Source organism: Hwanghaeella grinnelliae (assembly GCF_004005845.1).
In the GTDB taxonomy this organism is placed as follows: domain Bacteria; phylum Pseudomonadota; class Alphaproteobacteria; order UBA8366; family Aestuariispiraceae; genus Hwanghaeella; species Hwanghaeella grinnelliae.
In genome coordinates, this window is record NZ_SADE01000001.1 from 428,019 (window position 1) to 443,015 (window position 14,997).

At 58.0% G+C, this 14,997-nt stretch carries 15 protein-coding genes; 13 read left to right on the plus strand and 2 right to left on the minus strand.

The features are described 5' to 3' along the window. Positions 1-7 precede the first annotated feature (7 nt). A complete protein-coding gene (tyrS, locus tag EOI86_RS01845) occupies positions 8-1,261 on the minus strand; it encodes a tyrosine--tRNA ligase (RefSeq protein ID WP_127763444.1) in 1,254 nt (417 codons plus the stop codon). A gap of 140 nt (positions 1,262-1,401) precedes the next feature. Here tyrS and EOI86_RS01850 point away from each other — a divergent pair, with 140 nt between their 5' ends. After that, positions 1,402-2,568 (plus strand): anhydro-N-acetylmuramic acid kinase, encoded by a 1,167-nt coding sequence (locus EOI86_RS01850; RefSeq protein WP_127763445.1) that lies wholly within the window; start codon positions 1,402-1,404, stop codon positions 2,566-2,568. On the opposite strand, the gene EOI86_RS01855 is transcribed toward EOI86_RS01850, so the two are convergent. Then, positions 2,553-3,218 carry an alpha/beta hydrolase gene (locus EOI86_RS01855; RefSeq protein WP_127763446.1) on the minus strand — a complete coding sequence of 222 codons (666 nt, stop codon included), beginning with the start codon at positions 3,216-3,218 and terminating at the stop codon, positions 2,553-2,555. The genes EOI86_RS01850 and EOI86_RS01855 overlap by 16 nt on opposite strands. Positions 3,219-3,649: 431 nt before the next feature. Here EOI86_RS01855 and cysE point away from each other — a divergent pair, with 431 nt between their 5' ends. The 12 genes from cysE (at position 3,650) to EOI86_RS01915 (ending at position 14,950) form a co-directional block, all read left to right on the plus strand. Next, entirely contained in the window at positions 3,650-4,417 is a 768-nt protein-coding gene (gene cysE / locus EOI86_RS01860) for a serine O-acetyltransferase (RefSeq protein ID WP_240035551.1), read from the plus strand. Positions 4,418-4,625: 208 nt separating this feature from the next. After that, complete coding sequence (locus EOI86_RS01865) at positions 4,626-5,093, plus strand: Rrf2 family transcriptional regulator (protein ID WP_127763447.1); 468 nt, start codon at positions 4,626-4,628, stop codon at positions 5,091-5,093. Between the two features lie 66 nt (positions 5,094-5,159). After that, positions 5,160-6,278 (plus strand): cysteine desulfurase family protein, encoded by a 1,119-nt coding sequence (locus EOI86_RS01870; RefSeq protein ID WP_127763448.1) that lies wholly within the window; start codon positions 5,160-5,162, stop codon positions 6,276-6,278. Between the two features lie 97 nt (positions 6,279-6,375). Further along, positions 6,376-6,687 (plus strand): ferredoxin family 2Fe-2S iron-sulfur cluster binding protein, encoded by a 312-nt coding sequence (locus tag EOI86_RS01875; RefSeq protein WP_127763449.1) that lies wholly within the window; start codon positions 6,376-6,378, stop codon positions 6,685-6,687. A 286-nt stretch (positions 6,688-6,973) separates the two neighbouring features. Beyond that, the gene (gdhA, locus tag EOI86_RS01880; protein ID WP_127763450.1) at positions 6,974-8,332 is read left to right on the plus strand and encodes an NADP-specific glutamate dehydrogenase; all 1,359 of its coding nucleotides are present in this window, start codon (positions 6,974-6,976) and stop codon (positions 8,330-8,332) included. A 359-nt stretch (positions 8,333-8,691) separates the two neighbouring features. Then, positions 8,692-9,171 carry an SUF system Fe-S cluster assembly regulator gene (locus EOI86_RS01885; RefSeq protein ID WP_127763451.1) on the plus strand — a complete coding sequence of 160 codons (480 nt, stop codon included), beginning with the start codon at positions 8,692-8,694 and terminating at the stop codon, positions 9,169-9,171. Positions 9,172-9,176: 5 nt separating this feature from the next. Further along, a complete protein-coding gene (gene sufB, locus EOI86_RS01890) occupies positions 9,177-10,652 on the plus strand; it encodes a Fe-S cluster assembly protein SufB (RefSeq protein WP_127763452.1) in 1,476 nt (491 codons plus the stop codon). 71 nt (positions 10,653-10,723) lie between these two features. Then, the gene (gene sufC, locus EOI86_RS01895; RefSeq protein WP_420810078.1) at positions 10,724-11,479 is read left to right on the plus strand and encodes a Fe-S cluster assembly ATPase SufC; all 756 of its coding nucleotides are present in this window, start codon (positions 10,724-10,726) and stop codon (positions 11,477-11,479) included. A gap of 3 nt (positions 11,480-11,482) precedes the next feature. Next, entirely contained in the window at positions 11,483-12,823 is a 1,341-nt protein-coding gene (gene sufD, locus EOI86_RS01900) for a Fe-S cluster assembly protein SufD (protein WP_127763453.1), read from the plus strand. Continuing rightward, positions 12,820-14,067, plus strand: a complete 1,248-nt coding sequence (locus EOI86_RS01905) for an aminotransferase class V-fold PLP-dependent enzyme (protein ID WP_127763454.1) — start codon at positions 12,820-12,822, stop codon at positions 14,065-14,067. The genes sufD and EOI86_RS01905 overlap by 4 nt, the downstream gene beginning before the upstream one ends. A gap of 36 nt (positions 14,068-14,103) precedes the next feature. Next, entirely contained in the window at positions 14,104-14,511 is a 408-nt protein-coding gene (locus EOI86_RS01910) for an iron-sulfur cluster assembly protein (protein WP_127763455.1), read from the plus strand. A 91-nt stretch (positions 14,512-14,602) separates the two neighbouring features. After that, entirely contained in the window at positions 14,603-14,950 is a 348-nt protein-coding gene (locus EOI86_RS01915) for a HesB/IscA family protein (protein WP_127763456.1), read from the plus strand. Positions 14,951-14,997 lie beyond the last annotated feature (47 nt).

The following is a 14,997-nucleotide window of genomic DNA, read 5'->3' on the forward strand; positions in this document are numbered from 1 at the left end:
CCCGCTGTTAAGCGGGACGCACCAAGATATGACGTTTCTTCCCAGAAGACAGTTTGATCACGCCCTCATCCATAAGATCGGAAAGCGTGACCGTCATGCTGTCGCTGGCGATCTTCTCGTCATTCAGACGGGCGCCACCGTTCTTGATCAACCGGCGCGCTTCCCCGTTGCTGGCCGCGAGGCCCGCGCGGTTCAGAATATCGAGAATGCCGATGCCGGCCTCAAGGTCCCCACGCGGGATCTCGACCGTGGGCAGGTCGTTTGCAATTTGACCGGCGTCGAAGGTCTTGCGCGCCGTTTCGGCCGCGGCTTCGGCTGCCGCTGCACCGTGAAGCAAACTGGTCGCTTCGTGCGCTAGAATCTTCTTTGCCTCGTTTATTTCGGAGCCCTCCAGGGCTTCCAGCTTGGCGATCTCCGCAATGTCCATATCCGTGAACAGACGCAGGAAGCGGCCGACATCGGCGTCGTCCGTATTTCGCCAGAACTGCCAATAATCGTAGGGCGACAATTGATCCCCATCCAGCCAGATCGCGCCGGAGGCGGTCTTGCCCATCTTTGCGCCACCGGACGTGGTCAGCAACGGTACCGTCAAGCCGAAGACTTCATTGCCTGAAACCCGGCGGGTCAATTCGATCCCATTGACGATATTGCCCCATTGATCCGAACCGCCCATCTGCATTTTGCAGCCGACCCGTTTGTTCAACTCCATGAAGTCGTAGGCCTGCAGGATCATGTAGTTGAATTCCAGGAAGGTCAGCGGCTGTTCGCGGTCCAAGCGCAGCTTCACTGAATCGAAGGATAGCATGCGGTTGATGGTGAAATGCCGGCCGATGTCGCGCAGGAAATCGATGTAGTTAAGCCCGCGGAGCCAATCGTCGTTGTTCACCATGACGGCGTCCGTCGGCCCGTCCCCGAAAGTCAGGAACTTGGCGAAGACGCGTTTGATGCCCGCAATATTGTCGGCGATCTGTTCGTCGGTCAGCAGTTTCCGGCTTTCGTCCTTGCCGCTGGGATCGCCGACCCGGGTGGTCCCGCCGCCCATGAGCACGATGGGTTTGTTGCCGGTCTTCTGCAGCCACCGCAGCAACATGATCGGCAAAAGGCTGCCGGCATGCAGGGACGTCGCCGTTGCATCGAAACCGATATATGCCGGCATAGGACCCTTCGCGGTTTCCGCATCGATACCGTCGGCATCGGTGCATTGATGGACAAAACCGCGCTCGGTGACGATGCGCAGGAAGTCTGATTTCGGATTCGCCATGGGTCGGATACTCGGTGAAAGGTTATCGGGTCGTGTTGTTTGTTGTCGGTTGCCGTGCGGTTTGGCTTGCACGGCGGCGCGGTTTAGCATGTGCCCGCGTAAGCGGCAATGTAGACGGCGGGACAAGGAAGGACCTTTAAATGGCGGTTCCCCTGTTGCGCAAGGGAGGACGAATGGCGGACGGACCGGTATGGGCCCTTGGCCTGATGAGCGGAACCAGCATGGATGGTGTGGACGCCGCATTGATCAGGACGGACGGCGATACGGTGACGGCGGTCGGCCCGTCGGTCATGGAATCCTACGACGAGGGCTTCCGGGATAAGCTCCGCGCCATCCTCGGCGCACGCCAGGGAACCCCAGAAATCGAAGCCGTCGAACGGGAGTTGACCCTGCGCCATGCCGATGCGGTTCGGGCTTTGTTGGCGTTGGCGTCTATCCCGATGTCGGAGGTTGCTGTCATTGGTTTTCATGGTCAGACGATCGCCCATGATCCCGCCAAACGGTTCACTTGGCAGATCGGTGATGGCGATCTGCTTGCGTGTGAAACCGGCTTGCCCGTCGTTTGCGATTTTCGTTCGGCCGATGTGGCCGCGGGCGGGGAAGGCGCGCCTTTCGCGCCCGCCTATCACCAGGCGATCATGATGGGACAGGCAAAACCCGCCGTGGTTCTGAATCTGGGCGGGGTCGGAAACGTTACCTGGATGGACGATGATGCCCTGCCGATTGCGTTCGATACCGGGCCGGGAAATGCCCTGATTGACGATTGGCTGATGACGGAAGCCGGCATTGCCTTCGACGAGGGCGGAAAAATCGCGTCGGCTGGCAAGGTCGTCCCGGATGTCCTGGCGCGTTTGTTGGACCATCCCTATTTCGACCGATTGCCGCCAAAATCCCTCGACCGAAACGATTTCTCCGCCGATGCGGTGTCCAACCTGTCGCTTGAGGATGGCGCCGCGACCTTGGCGGCGTTCACGGTGGAAAGTGTTGCCAAAGCCCCCTATCCAAAACCACCCGTGTCGGTCTTTGTCACAGGCGGGGGACGGAAAAACGCCACCTTGATGCGGGGGTTGTCGGAAAGGCTCGGTGTGCCTGTCTTGCCAATCGAAGAAGCCGGTTATGACGGCGACGCACTGGAAGCCCAGGCTTTCGCGTTCCTGGCCGTCCGCCATTTGCGCGGACTACCCACAAGTTTCCCATCCACAACCGCGGTCCCTGCGCCGATATGCGGCGGCAAGTTATGTCATCCCCCGCAGGATATGCAGAGGCCGTCCGAGGGCAAGCCGGCCAAAAATCAGTCCGCGGCCTGACCCTTGGGGTGCCCTGCATTGTTTTCGTCGAGATAGGACTCGGTCAGTTCCGCGATATCGTCCAATTGGTTGGCGAAGAAGTGGTTGGCGCCTTCCAGTACCTTTTCCGTGACCGTGATGGTCTTCTGGGAATTGATCTTCTGCACCAGTTTCGTCACCGAATCCGGCGGCACGATCGTATCTTCCGAGCCATGGATAACCAAACCGGATGACGGGCATGGGGCTAGGAAGGTGAAGTCGTAGATATTCGCCGGCGGGGCAACCGAGATGAAGCTGGTGATTTCCGGACGGCGCATCAGCAATTGCATGCCGATCCATGCCCCGAAGGAGAAGCCGGCGATCCAACATTGCTTGGCGTTCTCATTGAAGCTTTGCAGCCAGTCCAGGGCGGAAGCCGCATCGGACAATTCGCCTTCGCCTTTCGCGAAGATGCCCTGACTTCTTCCAACGCCGCGGAAATTGAACCGCAGGCAGGAAAAGCCCCTATCCGCGAACGTATTGTACATGGTGTAGACCACGCGGTTGTTCATCGTTCCGCCATGCTGCGGATGCGGATGAAGAAACAGCGCAATTGGTGCATCCGGCTCGGCGCCATGCGTATAGCGGCCCTCGAGACGTCCTTCCGGTCCGTTGATTATGACTTCAGGCATACGCTTCCAATCCTAGTCCACAATTATGCAATGACCCGAAGGGGTCAGCCGGTATCGCAATAGCGTCGTTCATGCAAAAAGGGCACACATCCACAGGGGAAGGAGTTTCCCTCAAGGACGTGAACCCCATGTCGGATGCACGTTACGTATTGTACCACTCTTTTTTGGGCGTTCTTGGGCAACTCTGCAATACCCGATCAATAAGGATCGCGACTTTCCGGGGCAAAGGTAAGGCTGCTTCGGCCGACAATAAGACCAATGTCGAATGTATTTTTTCCTGAATGATAATTGATTGTCGCTTCAACCCTATTATATCTTCCGGAGAGTTAACAATGAGCCGGATTCTTCTTGACCGGCGATATCGTGCTCGGCTAGGCGAGGGGTTCGCCGGGATGGGCACTACGGGTCCACAGCAGCGGGTGGGGACGGAAATGACGGTACTACGAACGATTATCGATGAAATCGATGGCATGATTGCACGCGATCCCGCCGCGCGATCGCGGCTGGAAGTCGTGCTTTGTTATCCCGCATTTCACGCCATCATGGCCTATCGAATGGCACACCCGTTGTGGCGGCGCGGCTGGCATTTGCTTCCGCGGATGATATGCCAGACGGCGCGTTGGCTGACCGGGATCGAAATCCACCCAGGTGCGAAGATCGGCAAGAAATTCTTCATCGACCACGGCATGGGCGTCGTGATCGGGGAAACTGCCGAAATCGGCGATAATGTGACCCTCTATCAAGACGTCACCCTGGGCGGTGTTTCACCTGCCGAGGAAAGCGAAAAGCAGCGCAGCGTCAAACGTCACCCAACATTGGAAGATGGCGTTATCATCGGTTGCGGGGCGCAGATCTTGGGCCCGATCACGGTCGGAAAATGCGCGCGCGTCGGTGCCAACTCGGTTGTTGTGAAAGACGTTCCCTACGGTGTTACTGTCGTGGGCATACCGGCGAAGGTCGTCGTTGCACGTCAACAGGCGCAGGAAACCGTCTTCTCGCCCTACGGCACGCCGATGGGCGATTTGCCCGATCCGGTCGCGCGTGCACTTGAAGGCCTGATGCAGGAAGTCACGATCCTGCGGAACCAGGTTCAAGTGTTGGAAGGGCGATTGGAAGAGTCCGAAAATCGTGCTGCCACGCCGGGGGCAACCGGGTCGTCGGGTGACATGGACTACCGCGTATCGGACTCGAAGCAATAGGCTTTCCAGTTCCGAGGGAGTTGCGAATTAGGCTAAGGCTGGCAGCGATGCCGGCCTTAACTTTTATTCGCCAGCCGTAAAGCCATTCATTATGATCACCGAGTTTTGTGCCGGTACTGGACTTGATCCTTGCCCGATCTAAGTCTAATCGCACCAATATGCTTATTCGGTTCGCGAAACGAACCGTGAATAATGGGAGATCGAACCTGTGCGCTTGAGTACGAAAGGCCGCTATGCGGTAATGGCGCTGGTCGATTTGGCGAATATGGGGGCCGATCGACCTGTGGCGCTGGCGGATATCGCCCGGCGGCAGGAAATTTCTCTATCCTATTTGGAACAGTTGTTCGCGAAGCTCCGCAAAGGCGGGGCCGTGCGTAGCGTGCGCGGTCCGGGTGGCGGTTACATGCTGGCGCGGCCGGCGGATCAACTGCGGATCTCCGATATTGTGGTCGCGGTTGATGAGCCGATCCGCGCGACGCGCTGCACCCCGACCTCGCCGGAAGGGTGCATGAACAACAAGACCCGCTGCATCACCCACCACTTGTGGGAAGGGCTTAGCTTGCAAATCTTTGAATATCTCAGCTCCGTTACGGTCGCTGATGTTCTTAGCGGCAATATTGCCGGCATGGATAACAGCCCCGAGGCATTGGAAGAGCGGCGCGCCGCCGCGGAATAGCCACAACGCGTACCGAGGCGCTTACGGATATTCCCTATTGGCGCGACATGCTCTAGAAACGCGGCCATGCCTGATAAGATCTACCTTGATTACAACGCGAGTGCGCCTTTGAAACCGGAGGCGCGCGACACGGCTGTTGCCGCGCTCGGCATCGGCGGAAATCCGTCTTCCGTCCATCAATCGGGTCGGGAGGCGCGCGCGATCATCGAGCGCGCCCGGGAGGATGTGGCCATCCTGGTTGGCGGGCGTACCCAGGACGTGATCTTCACCAGCGGTGCTACCGAAGCGAATAATTTGGCCATCCGCGGTTTTGTGCCGGAAGGAGAACCGCGCCGGGTCATCGTCAATGGGACCGAACATCCCTCTGTGTTGGAAGCCGTCGGCGATGCTGAACATTTGCCCGTGAAGGCGGATGGAGTGGTCGATATCGGTTTCCTTCAACGCATGCTCGCGGACCGGGATTGGCGCAACTGTCTGGTCTCGGTGATGGCGGTGAACAATGAAACCGGTGTTGTCCAACCGATCGATGAGGTCGTCGCCGTTGCCCATGCCGCCGGCGCAAAGGTCCATTGCGACGCCGTACAGGCGGCAGGTCACATGCCCATCGACATGCTGGAGCGGGGCATCGATATCGTGACAATTTCAGCCCACAAGATGGGCGGTCCGCGCGGCGTTGGCGCCGTGGCAACAGGACCGGGGGTGGCGTTGAACGCTATCATCCGGGGCGGCGGGCAGGAACGGGGCATGCGCTCAGGCACGGAAAACCCGGCCGGCATTGCCGGGATGGGCGCTGTCTGTGCATCCGCGCCCTCTTACGGGCCGAATGTGGCGAAGGCGCGGGAATTGCGCGACCGGCTTGAGGTCGCTTTGCGCGAAACCATTCCGGCGTCGGTGATTGTCGCCGCCAACAGCCCCCGGGTAGGCCATGTCTGTTGTGTTGCCCTTCCCGGTGTCCCCGCGGAAACGCAGGTCATGATGATGGATCTGGAAGGCATTGCCGTCAGTGCGGGGGCAGCGTGCTCGTCCGGGAAGATCAAGACGAGCCATGTTTTGCGGGAGATGGGGCTGGGCGACGACATATCTGGTTCTGCAATCCGGGTCAGTTTTGGCTGGAACAGCCGGGACGAGGATGTTGACGGTTTCCTGGAAGCCTTTCACCGCATGGCCGCCCGTATCGGCTCATAATCGTTAACGGTTTGGACGGATTTTTTCTTTACAGTCAGGGCCTCAAGGAACAAAAACCCAGCCCGAAAGCGTGTCTTGTGAAGTGTGGCGGTCAAAAATGGCGAAAATTACTTTTGTAAACCGAGACGGCAGTGAAACAGTCGTGGACGCCCGCGACGGCCTGTCGGTCATGGAAGTCGCGATCGACAATGATGTCGATATTGAGGCCGCCTGCGAAGGGTCTCTGGCTTGTGCGACCTGCCATATGGTTGTGGACTCTGATTGGTACGACAAACTGGATCCGCCGAGCGACGAAGAAGAAGACATGCTCGATTTGGCCTTCGGATTGACCAGAACGTCCCGGCTTACCTGCCAAATCCGCGTCAGCGGCGCAATCGACGGTCTTCGGGTGAAACTGCCTGACGAATAGGGGCCCCTCGCGCTGCAGGCGGGATTTTTCATGTCATTCCAACGCTTAGACCGATAACCCGGATCCTGGAAAATGACTCCAAGGTCAAAGGTGTCATTGTAAGCGATGCAAAAAGCCTGCTAGGCTTTGTCCCGTAGATCGTTTTCCGGTGGCGGGTCCCGCAAGTTTCCTACCTCCGGTCACGTCACGAAATGGGTTTTGAACCCGGATCTCAAGGGTCCGGGTATTGTCGTCGTTACAATAACATACCGCCCAAACGGGCGTGCAGCTGGGGAAGGATACATCCATGTCGGAAGTAGAGCAGAGACTTGAGAATTTTATGGACGGTCTCAAAAAACGGAATCCAGGGGAGCCTGAATTCCATCAGGCGGTTTTCGAGGTCGCCGCATCTTTGATGCCGTATATCGTCGCGAATCCGACCTATGAAGATATGCAGATTCTGGAACGTATGACCGAGCCGGATCGTACGATTTCCTTCCGAGTCTGCTGGGAAGACGATGAGGGCAATATCCGCGTTAACCGTGGTTTCCGTGTTCAGTTCAACAACGCGATCGGCCCTTATAAGGGCGGTTGCCGCTTCCACCCGACGGTGACGCAAAGCGTTTTGAAGTTCCTCGGCTTCGAACAGCAGTTCAAGAACTCGCTGACCGGTTTGCCGATGGGCGGCGGCAAGGGCGGCGCGAACTTCAACCCGAAGGGCAAGTCGGATCGGGAAGTGATGCGCTTCTGCCAGTCCTTCATGCACGAGCTTTTCCGTCACATCGGTCCGGATACGGATGTGCCGGCGGGGGATATCGGGGTCGGTTCGCGCGAAATCGGCTATATGTTCGGTGCCTATAAGCAGCTGACCAACCGCTTCGAAGGCGTGTTGACCGGTAAGGGCCTGGAATTCGGCGGCTCGCTGATCCGGACCGAAGCCACCGGTTACGGCGCGGTTTATTTCCTGCAGAACATGCTGGATCAGAAAGGCGTCGACATGTCCGGCGCGAATGTCGTCCTGTCCGGTTCCGGGAACGTCGCGACGCATGCGGCTGAAAAGGTCAACCAGTTGGGCGGCAAGGTTCTGACAATGTCGGATTCGGCCGGTTTCATTCACGACCCGGACGGGATCTCCGAGGAAAAGGTCAACTGGATCAAAAACCTCAAGAACGTCCGCCGCGGCCGGATCTCGGAGTATGCGGACCACTTCACCAACGCGTCCTATCATGAAGGCAAGCGCCCGTGGAGCGTCTCCTGCGATTTCGCGCTGCCCTGCGCGACGCAAAACGAGATCGATATCTCGGATGCGAACGAGTTGATCAAGAACGGTGTCCGCGGGCTCGCGGAAGGCGCCAACATGCCGACCGAACTTGATGCCATGCACGCCTTCCAGGCCGCAGGTGTCCTGTTTGGCCCGGCGAAAGCTGCGAATGCGGGCGGTGTGGCTGTTTCCGGCTTGGAAATGAGCCAGAACTCAGCGCGCATTTCTTGGAAGGAAGGCGAGCTTCAGGACCTTCTGCAGAACATCATGAAGGGCATTCACGACAGCTGCCACAAATACGGCGAAGGCAAGGGCAAGGATGGCGATACCGATTATGTCGCTGGTGCGAATATTGCCGGTTTCGTGAAGGTCGCAGACGCCATGCTGGCATATGGCGTGATCTAAGTTGGGATGATCCAAGCCTCTCGGGGCTTGGGCCGATCCTTTGTTGATTGGATAACCGGGCCGAAGCGATGCTTCCGGCCCGGTTTTCATGTCCGCGCGTGGCGCATGGCAATAGTCCTTGCCCCGGTGGCAGCGTGCAGATGGCCGGAGTGCCGAAAAGGCAGCACGTCTGGCGCCATGCTCTCGCAGGGTTCAAGGCCGAAAGTCGGTTTTGAACTCTTCCAGAACCGCTCCAAAATCACTTCTATACGGTCGTTTTTCCGTCTCCGCGCTTGTCATGAGGCTAAATAGGACTAATATTGTCCTTAAGGATCGGACCAAATTGGTCCTATTTAAATTCAAGCGCATTGGAAGTGACGATGCTCAGATTGAGCCGGCTCACAGATTACGCGGTAGTGGTGCTCAGCCAGATGGCGGGGCGCTCAGGCGAGGTCATGACCGCGATCGATCTGGCGGAGGCGACGGCGCTTCCGCAACCGACTGTCGCGAAGGTGCTGAAATTGTTGGCGCGGAGCGAGGTGATCGAATCCCGGCGCGGCACTCAGGGTGGATACGTCCTGGACCGATTGTCGTCCGAGGTGTCCGTGGCTGAGATCATTTCCGCGATTGATGGTCCGGTGGCGCTGACCGCTTGTGTGGACGAAGCGACAGGTGATTGCTCGGTTGAAACATGCTGCCCCATGCGTGGGCGCTGGGACCGGTTGAACACAGCGGTTCAGACAGCATTCGAATCCGTCAGTTTGGAAGAGATACTGTCCGTGAACAGTGTCCCGAATTTTATCGATGTGCCGCCGGTGGCTGGGGTGAAGCCCGCTTCTGCGGTTGGTGAATTGGAGTAGGTCCCATGGTAGCGACAAAGGAAACCGTCCAGCAGGTCCGCGATCTCGGTACCGAGAAGTACAAATATGGTTTCTCGACGGATATTGAAATGGATATCGCGCCGAAGGGCGTGAACGAAGATATCGTCCGGATGATCTCCGCCAAGAAGGAGGAGCCGGAATGGCTGTTGGAATGGCGTTTGAAGGCGTTCCGGGCTTGGCAGGAAATGCCCGAGCCGAAGTGGCAGAAAGTCGCCTTCCCGGAAATCGACTATCAGGAAGCCTATTACTACGCGGCGCCTAAAGGGTCGGACAACAAACCCAAAAGCCTGGACGAAGTCGACCCCAAGCTGCTGGAAATGTATGAGAAACTGGGCATTCCGCTGCGCGAACAGGAAGTGCTCGCAGGCGTTGAAGGCGCGCCGAAGGTCGCGGTCGACGCGGTGTTCGATAGTGTCTCCGTCGCGACGACTTTCAAGAAGGAATTGGAAAAGCACGGGGTTATCTTCTGTTCGATTTCAGAAGCGGTAAAAAACCATCCGGATCTTGTCCGCAAATATATCGGATCCGTGGTTCCCTATTCGGACAATAAGCATGCCTGCTTGAACAGCGCTGTCTTCACCGATGGCAGCTTCGTCTATATTCCCAAGGGCGTCCGCTGCCCGATGGAATTGTCGACCTATTTCCGGATCAATGCGGAAAACACCGGCCAGTTCGAACGCACATTGATCATCGCCGATGATGATTCCTATGTAAGCTATCTGGAAGGGTGTACCGCCCCGCAGCGGGACGAAAACCAGCTTCATGCGGCGGTCGTGGAATTGATTGCGCTGGATAATGCGGAAATCAAGTATTCGACGGTCCAGAACTGGTATCCGGGCGACGAAAACGGCAAGGGCGGGATCTATAATTTCGTCACCAAGCGCGGTGCATGTCGGGGGCGCAGTTCCAAGATTTCCTGGACGCAAGTGGAAACCGGTTCGGCCGTTACCTGGAAGTATCCAAGCTGCATCCTGCAGGGTGATAATTCGGTAGGCGAGTTTTATTCGGTTGCCATTACCAATAATGCGCAGCAGGCCGATACGGGTACGAAAATGATCCATATCGGGAAGAATACGACCTCTAAGATCATCTCGAAGGGGATTTCCGCCGGGCGTGCCGACCAGACCTATCGCGGTTTGGTGCGCATTATGCCCAAGGCGGAAGGTGCACGGAACTTCACCCAGTGTGACAGCCTGCTGATCGGGGATACCTGCGGCGCGCATACGGTGCCCTATATCGAAAGCCGGAATCCTAATGCGAAGGTTGAGCACGAGGCGACGACCTCGAAGATCAGCGACGATCAACTGTTCTATTGCCTGTCACGGGGAATGAGCGCGGAAGACGCGGTCGGACTCATCGTGAACGGGTTCTGCAAGGAAGTTATGCAGACCCTGCCCATGGAGTTCGCCGTAGAGGCACAGAAACTTATCGGTATCAGTTTGGAAGGCAGCGTCGGATAGCGGTTTCGGGCGAAAGCCGAAACCAACCCCGGGACGGGGGGAATATTCGATGCACCAAGGAGTAAGCGACGATGGCCTTGTTGGAAATACGTGACCTGCATGCGGAAGTGGATGGGAAGGAAATCCTGAAAGGGATCAATCTGACCGTCGAACCGGGTGAGGTTCATGCGATCATGGGTCCGAATGGATCGGGCAAAAGCACTTTGTCCTATGTGCTGGCCGGCCGCGATGGCTATGAGGTCACGGGCGGTGAAGTGATCTATGACGGCAAGAACCTGCTGGACCTGGCACCGGAAGAACGCGCCTGCGAAGGCGTCTTCCTGGCCTTTCAATACCCGGTGGAGATCCCGGGTGTGGCAGGAACGACCTTCCTGCGGCATTCGGTGAACGCCAAGCGAAAGTACCAGGGTGAAGCCGAATTCGATGCGATGGAGTTCGTGAAGTTCGTTCGCGGCAAGGCCAAGGATCTGAACATGCCGGACGACATGCTGAAGCGCGCGGTGAATGTCGGCTTTTCAGGCGGTGAGAAAAAGCGGAACGAGACCCTGCAGATGGCCGTTCTGGAACCGAAGCTCGCCATTCTGGACGAAACGGATAGTGGCCTGGATATCGATGCGCTGAAACTTGTCGCCGATGGTGTAAATGCGTTGCGCGCGCCGGAACGCGCGATGTTGGTCATTACCCATTACCAGCGTCTGTTGGACTATGTGGTGCCCGACAAGGTGCATGTTCTGGCCAATGGCCGGATTATCAAATCCGGGGACAAGTCCCTTGCCCTGGAACTTGAGGAACACGGCTACGCCCATATCCTGGAAGCGGCGGCCTAAACCATGAGCGGAAATGTACAAGAACAGACGCTGGAGCCGGTACTCGAGCGGTTGCTCGACGCGGCCCCTGGCGGTCGTCCGGCGGATGAAGGCGCTCGCGGACCATTGGCGGCGCTGCGGGCCGAAGGCAGGCGTGCTATTGCCGCAGCGGGTTTGCCGACACAAAAATCAGAGCCCTGGAAATACACCAGCCTGAACGCATTGCGGAAGGTCGAATGGAGTGGTCCCGCCGGTGACGGCGCCGATTTCGATACGGTTAAATCCGCGCTGCCGGTTTTGGATGCGTATACGGTCGTCCTTCTGAACGGGCGGTTCGATTCGGTCTTGTCGGATTTGAACGGCCTGCCGAAGGGCGTTCGCGTCCTGCCGCTTCCCGAAGCGATGTCCGACTCGGCCGTAACCGATACATTGGCATCTCTCATCCCGCTCGACATGGCGCCGATGGCTGCGTTGAATACGGCACATTTGGATGACGGGGTTCTGGTGCGAATTGACGCCGGCAAGGCGCTGGACAAGCCGCTGCACATCGTTTCCGTCGGCTATGCCGGGAGTGCGCCGGCCGCGTATCACCCGCGGTTCCTGATACAGTTGGATGAAAATGCCGAAGCGACGGTTATCGAATCCCATATTGGGCTGAAGGGCGCGCCGACCTTTTCAAACACCGTTACGGAAGTTGTCTTGGCACCGTCCGCGCGCTTGGGGCACTACAAGCTTCAAGATCAGGCAGTGGACGGGTTCGACTTGTCGACGACGGCGATCCGCTGTTCGGATAAGTCCGTCTATGACGGATTCACGCTTAGCCTGGGTCTGGGGACGGTCCGCAACGATGTGCGGATGACGCTGGACGGGGAACACGTGGAAGGCCGGTTGAACGGGGCTTACCTGGGACATGGCGGGTCCCATGTCGACAACACGACCTTTATCGACCACGCCAAGCCGAACAGCACCAGCCGGGAGGTCTTCAAGGGTGTCCTGGCGGATGAGTCCCGCGGCGTTTTCCAGGGAAAGATCCTGGTCAGGCCGGATGCGCAGAACACGGACGGACATCAGCTGAACAAGTCCTTGCTGCTTTCAGACAAGGCTGAAGCGGATTCAAAGCCCGAACTGGAAATCTATGCAGATGATGTTCGGTGCAGCCATGGCGCGACGATCGGGGCCTTGGATGATGAACAGCTGTTTTATTTGCGGGCCCGTGGGATCGACGCGGTGACCGCGCGCGCGATACTGGTTCAAGCCTTCCTGATGGAAGCGTTGGATGAGATTCAGAAGGCGTCCGTCAGAGACGCCCTGCACGAACATCTGGCTGCACGATTGCAGCCGTTGTTCAAAGGAGGACTGGTATGAGTGCGGCAGCAGGCGCGGTAAATCCGGTTTACGATGTAGAGGCCGTGCGCGCGGACTTCCCGATCCTGTCGACGGAAGTTCACGGCAAGCCCTTGTGCTTCCTGGATAGCGGCGCATCCGCCCAGAAGCCCAAGCAGGTCATCGATCTGATGCGCTGGCACTACGAGAATGAATACGCCAACGTCCATCGCGGCGCCTATGCCTACAGTGAGAATATCACCGGGGCTTATGAGGCTGCGCGGGAAAAGGTGCGTGCCTTCCTGAACGCACCCTCGGAACGGAATATCGTCTTCTGCAGCAATACGACAGCTGCGATCAATCTGGTCGCCTATAGTTTCGGGCGTGGCTGCATGAAGGAAGGGGATGAGGTCATCATCTCCGACATGGAACATCACTCCAACATCGTTCCCTGGCAGTTGCTGCGGGACATGATGGGAATCGTCCTGAAAGTCGCGCCGATCACCGATGACGGTGAATTGCGGATGGATGCGTTTCGCGACCTGCTGACCGACCGAACGAAACTGGTCGCTATCACGCATGTTTCGAATGTGCTGGGCAGCGTCACACCGGCGAAGCAGATTGTCGATGCCGCCCACCAGGCGGGCGCGAAAGTGTTGTTCGACGGCAGTCAAGCCGTGATGCACATGCCGATCGATGTGCAGGATCTGGATTGCGACTTCTACGCCTTCACCGGCCACAAGCTATACGGACCGTCAGGGATCGGCGTACTCTATGGCAAGGAAGATGTCCTGGACGCGATGCCTCCCTTTTTCGGGGGTGGGGACATGATTTCCACGGTTGCCTATGAAGGATCGACCTGGGCGGAACTGCCCGCGAAATTCGAAGCTGGAACACCGCCGATCGTTCAGGCGATCGGGCTTGGTGCTGCGATCGACTATGTGACGGGCGTCGGGCTGGACGGGATCGCCATGCATGAGGCGGATCTGCTGCAATACGCAACCCAACGGCTGTCTGCCATCGACGGCTTGCGCATCTACGGGACCGCCGGTCACAAGGCGGCGGTGATTTCCTTCACCATGGGCGATGCGCATCCACACGATATTGCGACGATCGTCGACCGGGAAGGTGTTTGCGTGCGCGCAGGGCACCATTGCGCGGAACCGCTGATGCACCGGTTCGGTGTAACGGGAACGACACGGGCCAGTTTCGGCATGTACAACACGCGCGCTGAGGTCGACACCCTTGCCAATGCGCTTGAGAAAGTGAAACGGATTTTTGGCTAGGGATAGCCGAACCGATATCGAACGGGAATAGTAGCGATGTTAAGTCCATACCCAGGATACGACTTGTTCGGCGATGGCGGGCAAGCCGCCGAGGAAGGGACGCAGGCGCGCGCCGGCTACCCCTTGCCCGAAGGCACGCAAAAAGCCAAACCGGAAGAATTGGAAGCCGCGTTGCGCACCGTGCACGACCCGGAAATTCCGGTAAACATCTACGATCTTGGCCTGATTTACGAATGTACGATGCAGGACAATGGGGATGTTGATGTTACTATGACCCTGACCGCGCCGGCCTGCCCGGTGGCCGGTGAGATGCCGGGCCAAGTCGCTCAGGCGTTGGCCGGGGTTGAAGGGGTCGGTGAGGTCGTGGTGACACTGACGTGGACACCGCCGTGGACGCCCGACCAGATGTCCGACGACGCGAAGATGGCCTTGGACTTTTTCTAACGGGAATTCTTTTGGCTGATTCCCATGGCCCCTGGTTGTCGAACGCTTGAGCAGACACAATTTATCGGTTTGAGCATGATGGAGAGTAAAAATGTTCGGTGATGGTACCCCAATCGTGACCTTGACTGACGCTGCCGCGCAGCGCGTTCAGGCATTGGTGGAAAAGGGAGGCGAGGACGTCCTGGGCCTTCGCGTCGCCGTGGCGAACAAGGGGTGTTCCGGCCTCTCCTACGTGGTCGAATACGCCAAGGACAAGAAGCAGTTCGAAGAGGTTGTGGAAGACAAGGGCGTGAAGGTTTTCATCGACCCTGCTGCGGTCATGTTCCTGATCGGCGCGGAAATGGACTACGAGGAAAGCAAATTCGCGTCCGGCTTCACCTTCGCCAATCCGAACGAGACGGCCCGATGCGGCTGTGGTGAAAGCTTCAGCGTTTCCTGACGGTACCGGCCAGCGCTGGTATTTCCGACTATTTTTCTCCTACAATG

Bases quoted from the DNA above. Each gene is read 5' to 3' on its own strand.
- EOI86_RS01910 (WP_127763455.1), top strand. From the start codon at position 14,104: ATGTTAAGTCCATACCCAGGATACGACTTGTTCGGCGATGGCGGGCAA.
- EOI86_RS01870 (WP_127763448.1), top strand. From the start codon at position 5,160: ATGCCTGATAAGATCTACCTTGATTACAACGCGAGTGCGCCTTTGAAA.
- EOI86_RS01885 (WP_127763451.1), top strand. From the start codon at position 8,692: ATGCTCAGATTGAGCCGGCTCACAGATTACGCGGTAGTGGTGCTCAGC.
- EOI86_RS01915 (WP_127763456.1), top strand. From the start codon at position 14,603: ATGTTCGGTGATGGTACCCCAATCGTGACCTTGACTGACGCTGCCGCG.
- EOI86_RS01875 (WP_127763449.1), top strand. From the start codon at position 6,376: ATGGCGAAAATTACTTTTGTAAACCGAGACGGCAGTGAAACAGTCGTG.
- sufD (WP_127763453.1), top strand. From the start codon at position 11,483: ATGAGCGGAAATGTACAAGAACAGACGCTGGAGCCGGTACTCGAGCGG.
- sufC (WP_420810078.1), top strand. From the start codon at position 10,724: ATGGCCTTGTTGGAAATACGTGACCTGCATGCGGAAGTGGATGGGAAG.
- EOI86_RS01855 (WP_127763446.1), bottom strand. From the start codon at position 3,218: ATGCCTGAAGTCATAATCAACGGACCGGAAGGACGTCTCGAGGGCCGC.
- gdhA (WP_127763450.1), top strand. From the start codon at position 6,974: ATGTCGGAAGTAGAGCAGAGACTTGAGAATTTTATGGACGGTCTCAAA.
- EOI86_RS01850 (WP_127763445.1), top strand. From the start codon at position 1,402: ATGGCGGTTCCCCTGTTGCGCAAGGGAGGACGAATGGCGGACGGACCG.
- sufB (WP_127763452.1), top strand. From the start codon at position 9,177: ATGGTAGCGACAAAGGAAACCGTCCAGCAGGTCCGCGATCTCGGTACC.
- cysE (WP_240035551.1), top strand. From the start codon at position 3,650: ATGACGGTACTACGAACGATTATCGATGAAATCGATGGCATGATTGCA.
- tyrS (WP_127763444.1), bottom strand. From the start codon at position 1,261: ATGGCGAATCCGAAATCAGACTTCCTGCGCATCGTCACCGAGCGCGGT.
- EOI86_RS01905 (WP_127763454.1), top strand. From the start codon at position 12,820: ATGAGTGCGGCAGCAGGCGCGGTAAATCCGGTTTACGATGTAGAGGCC.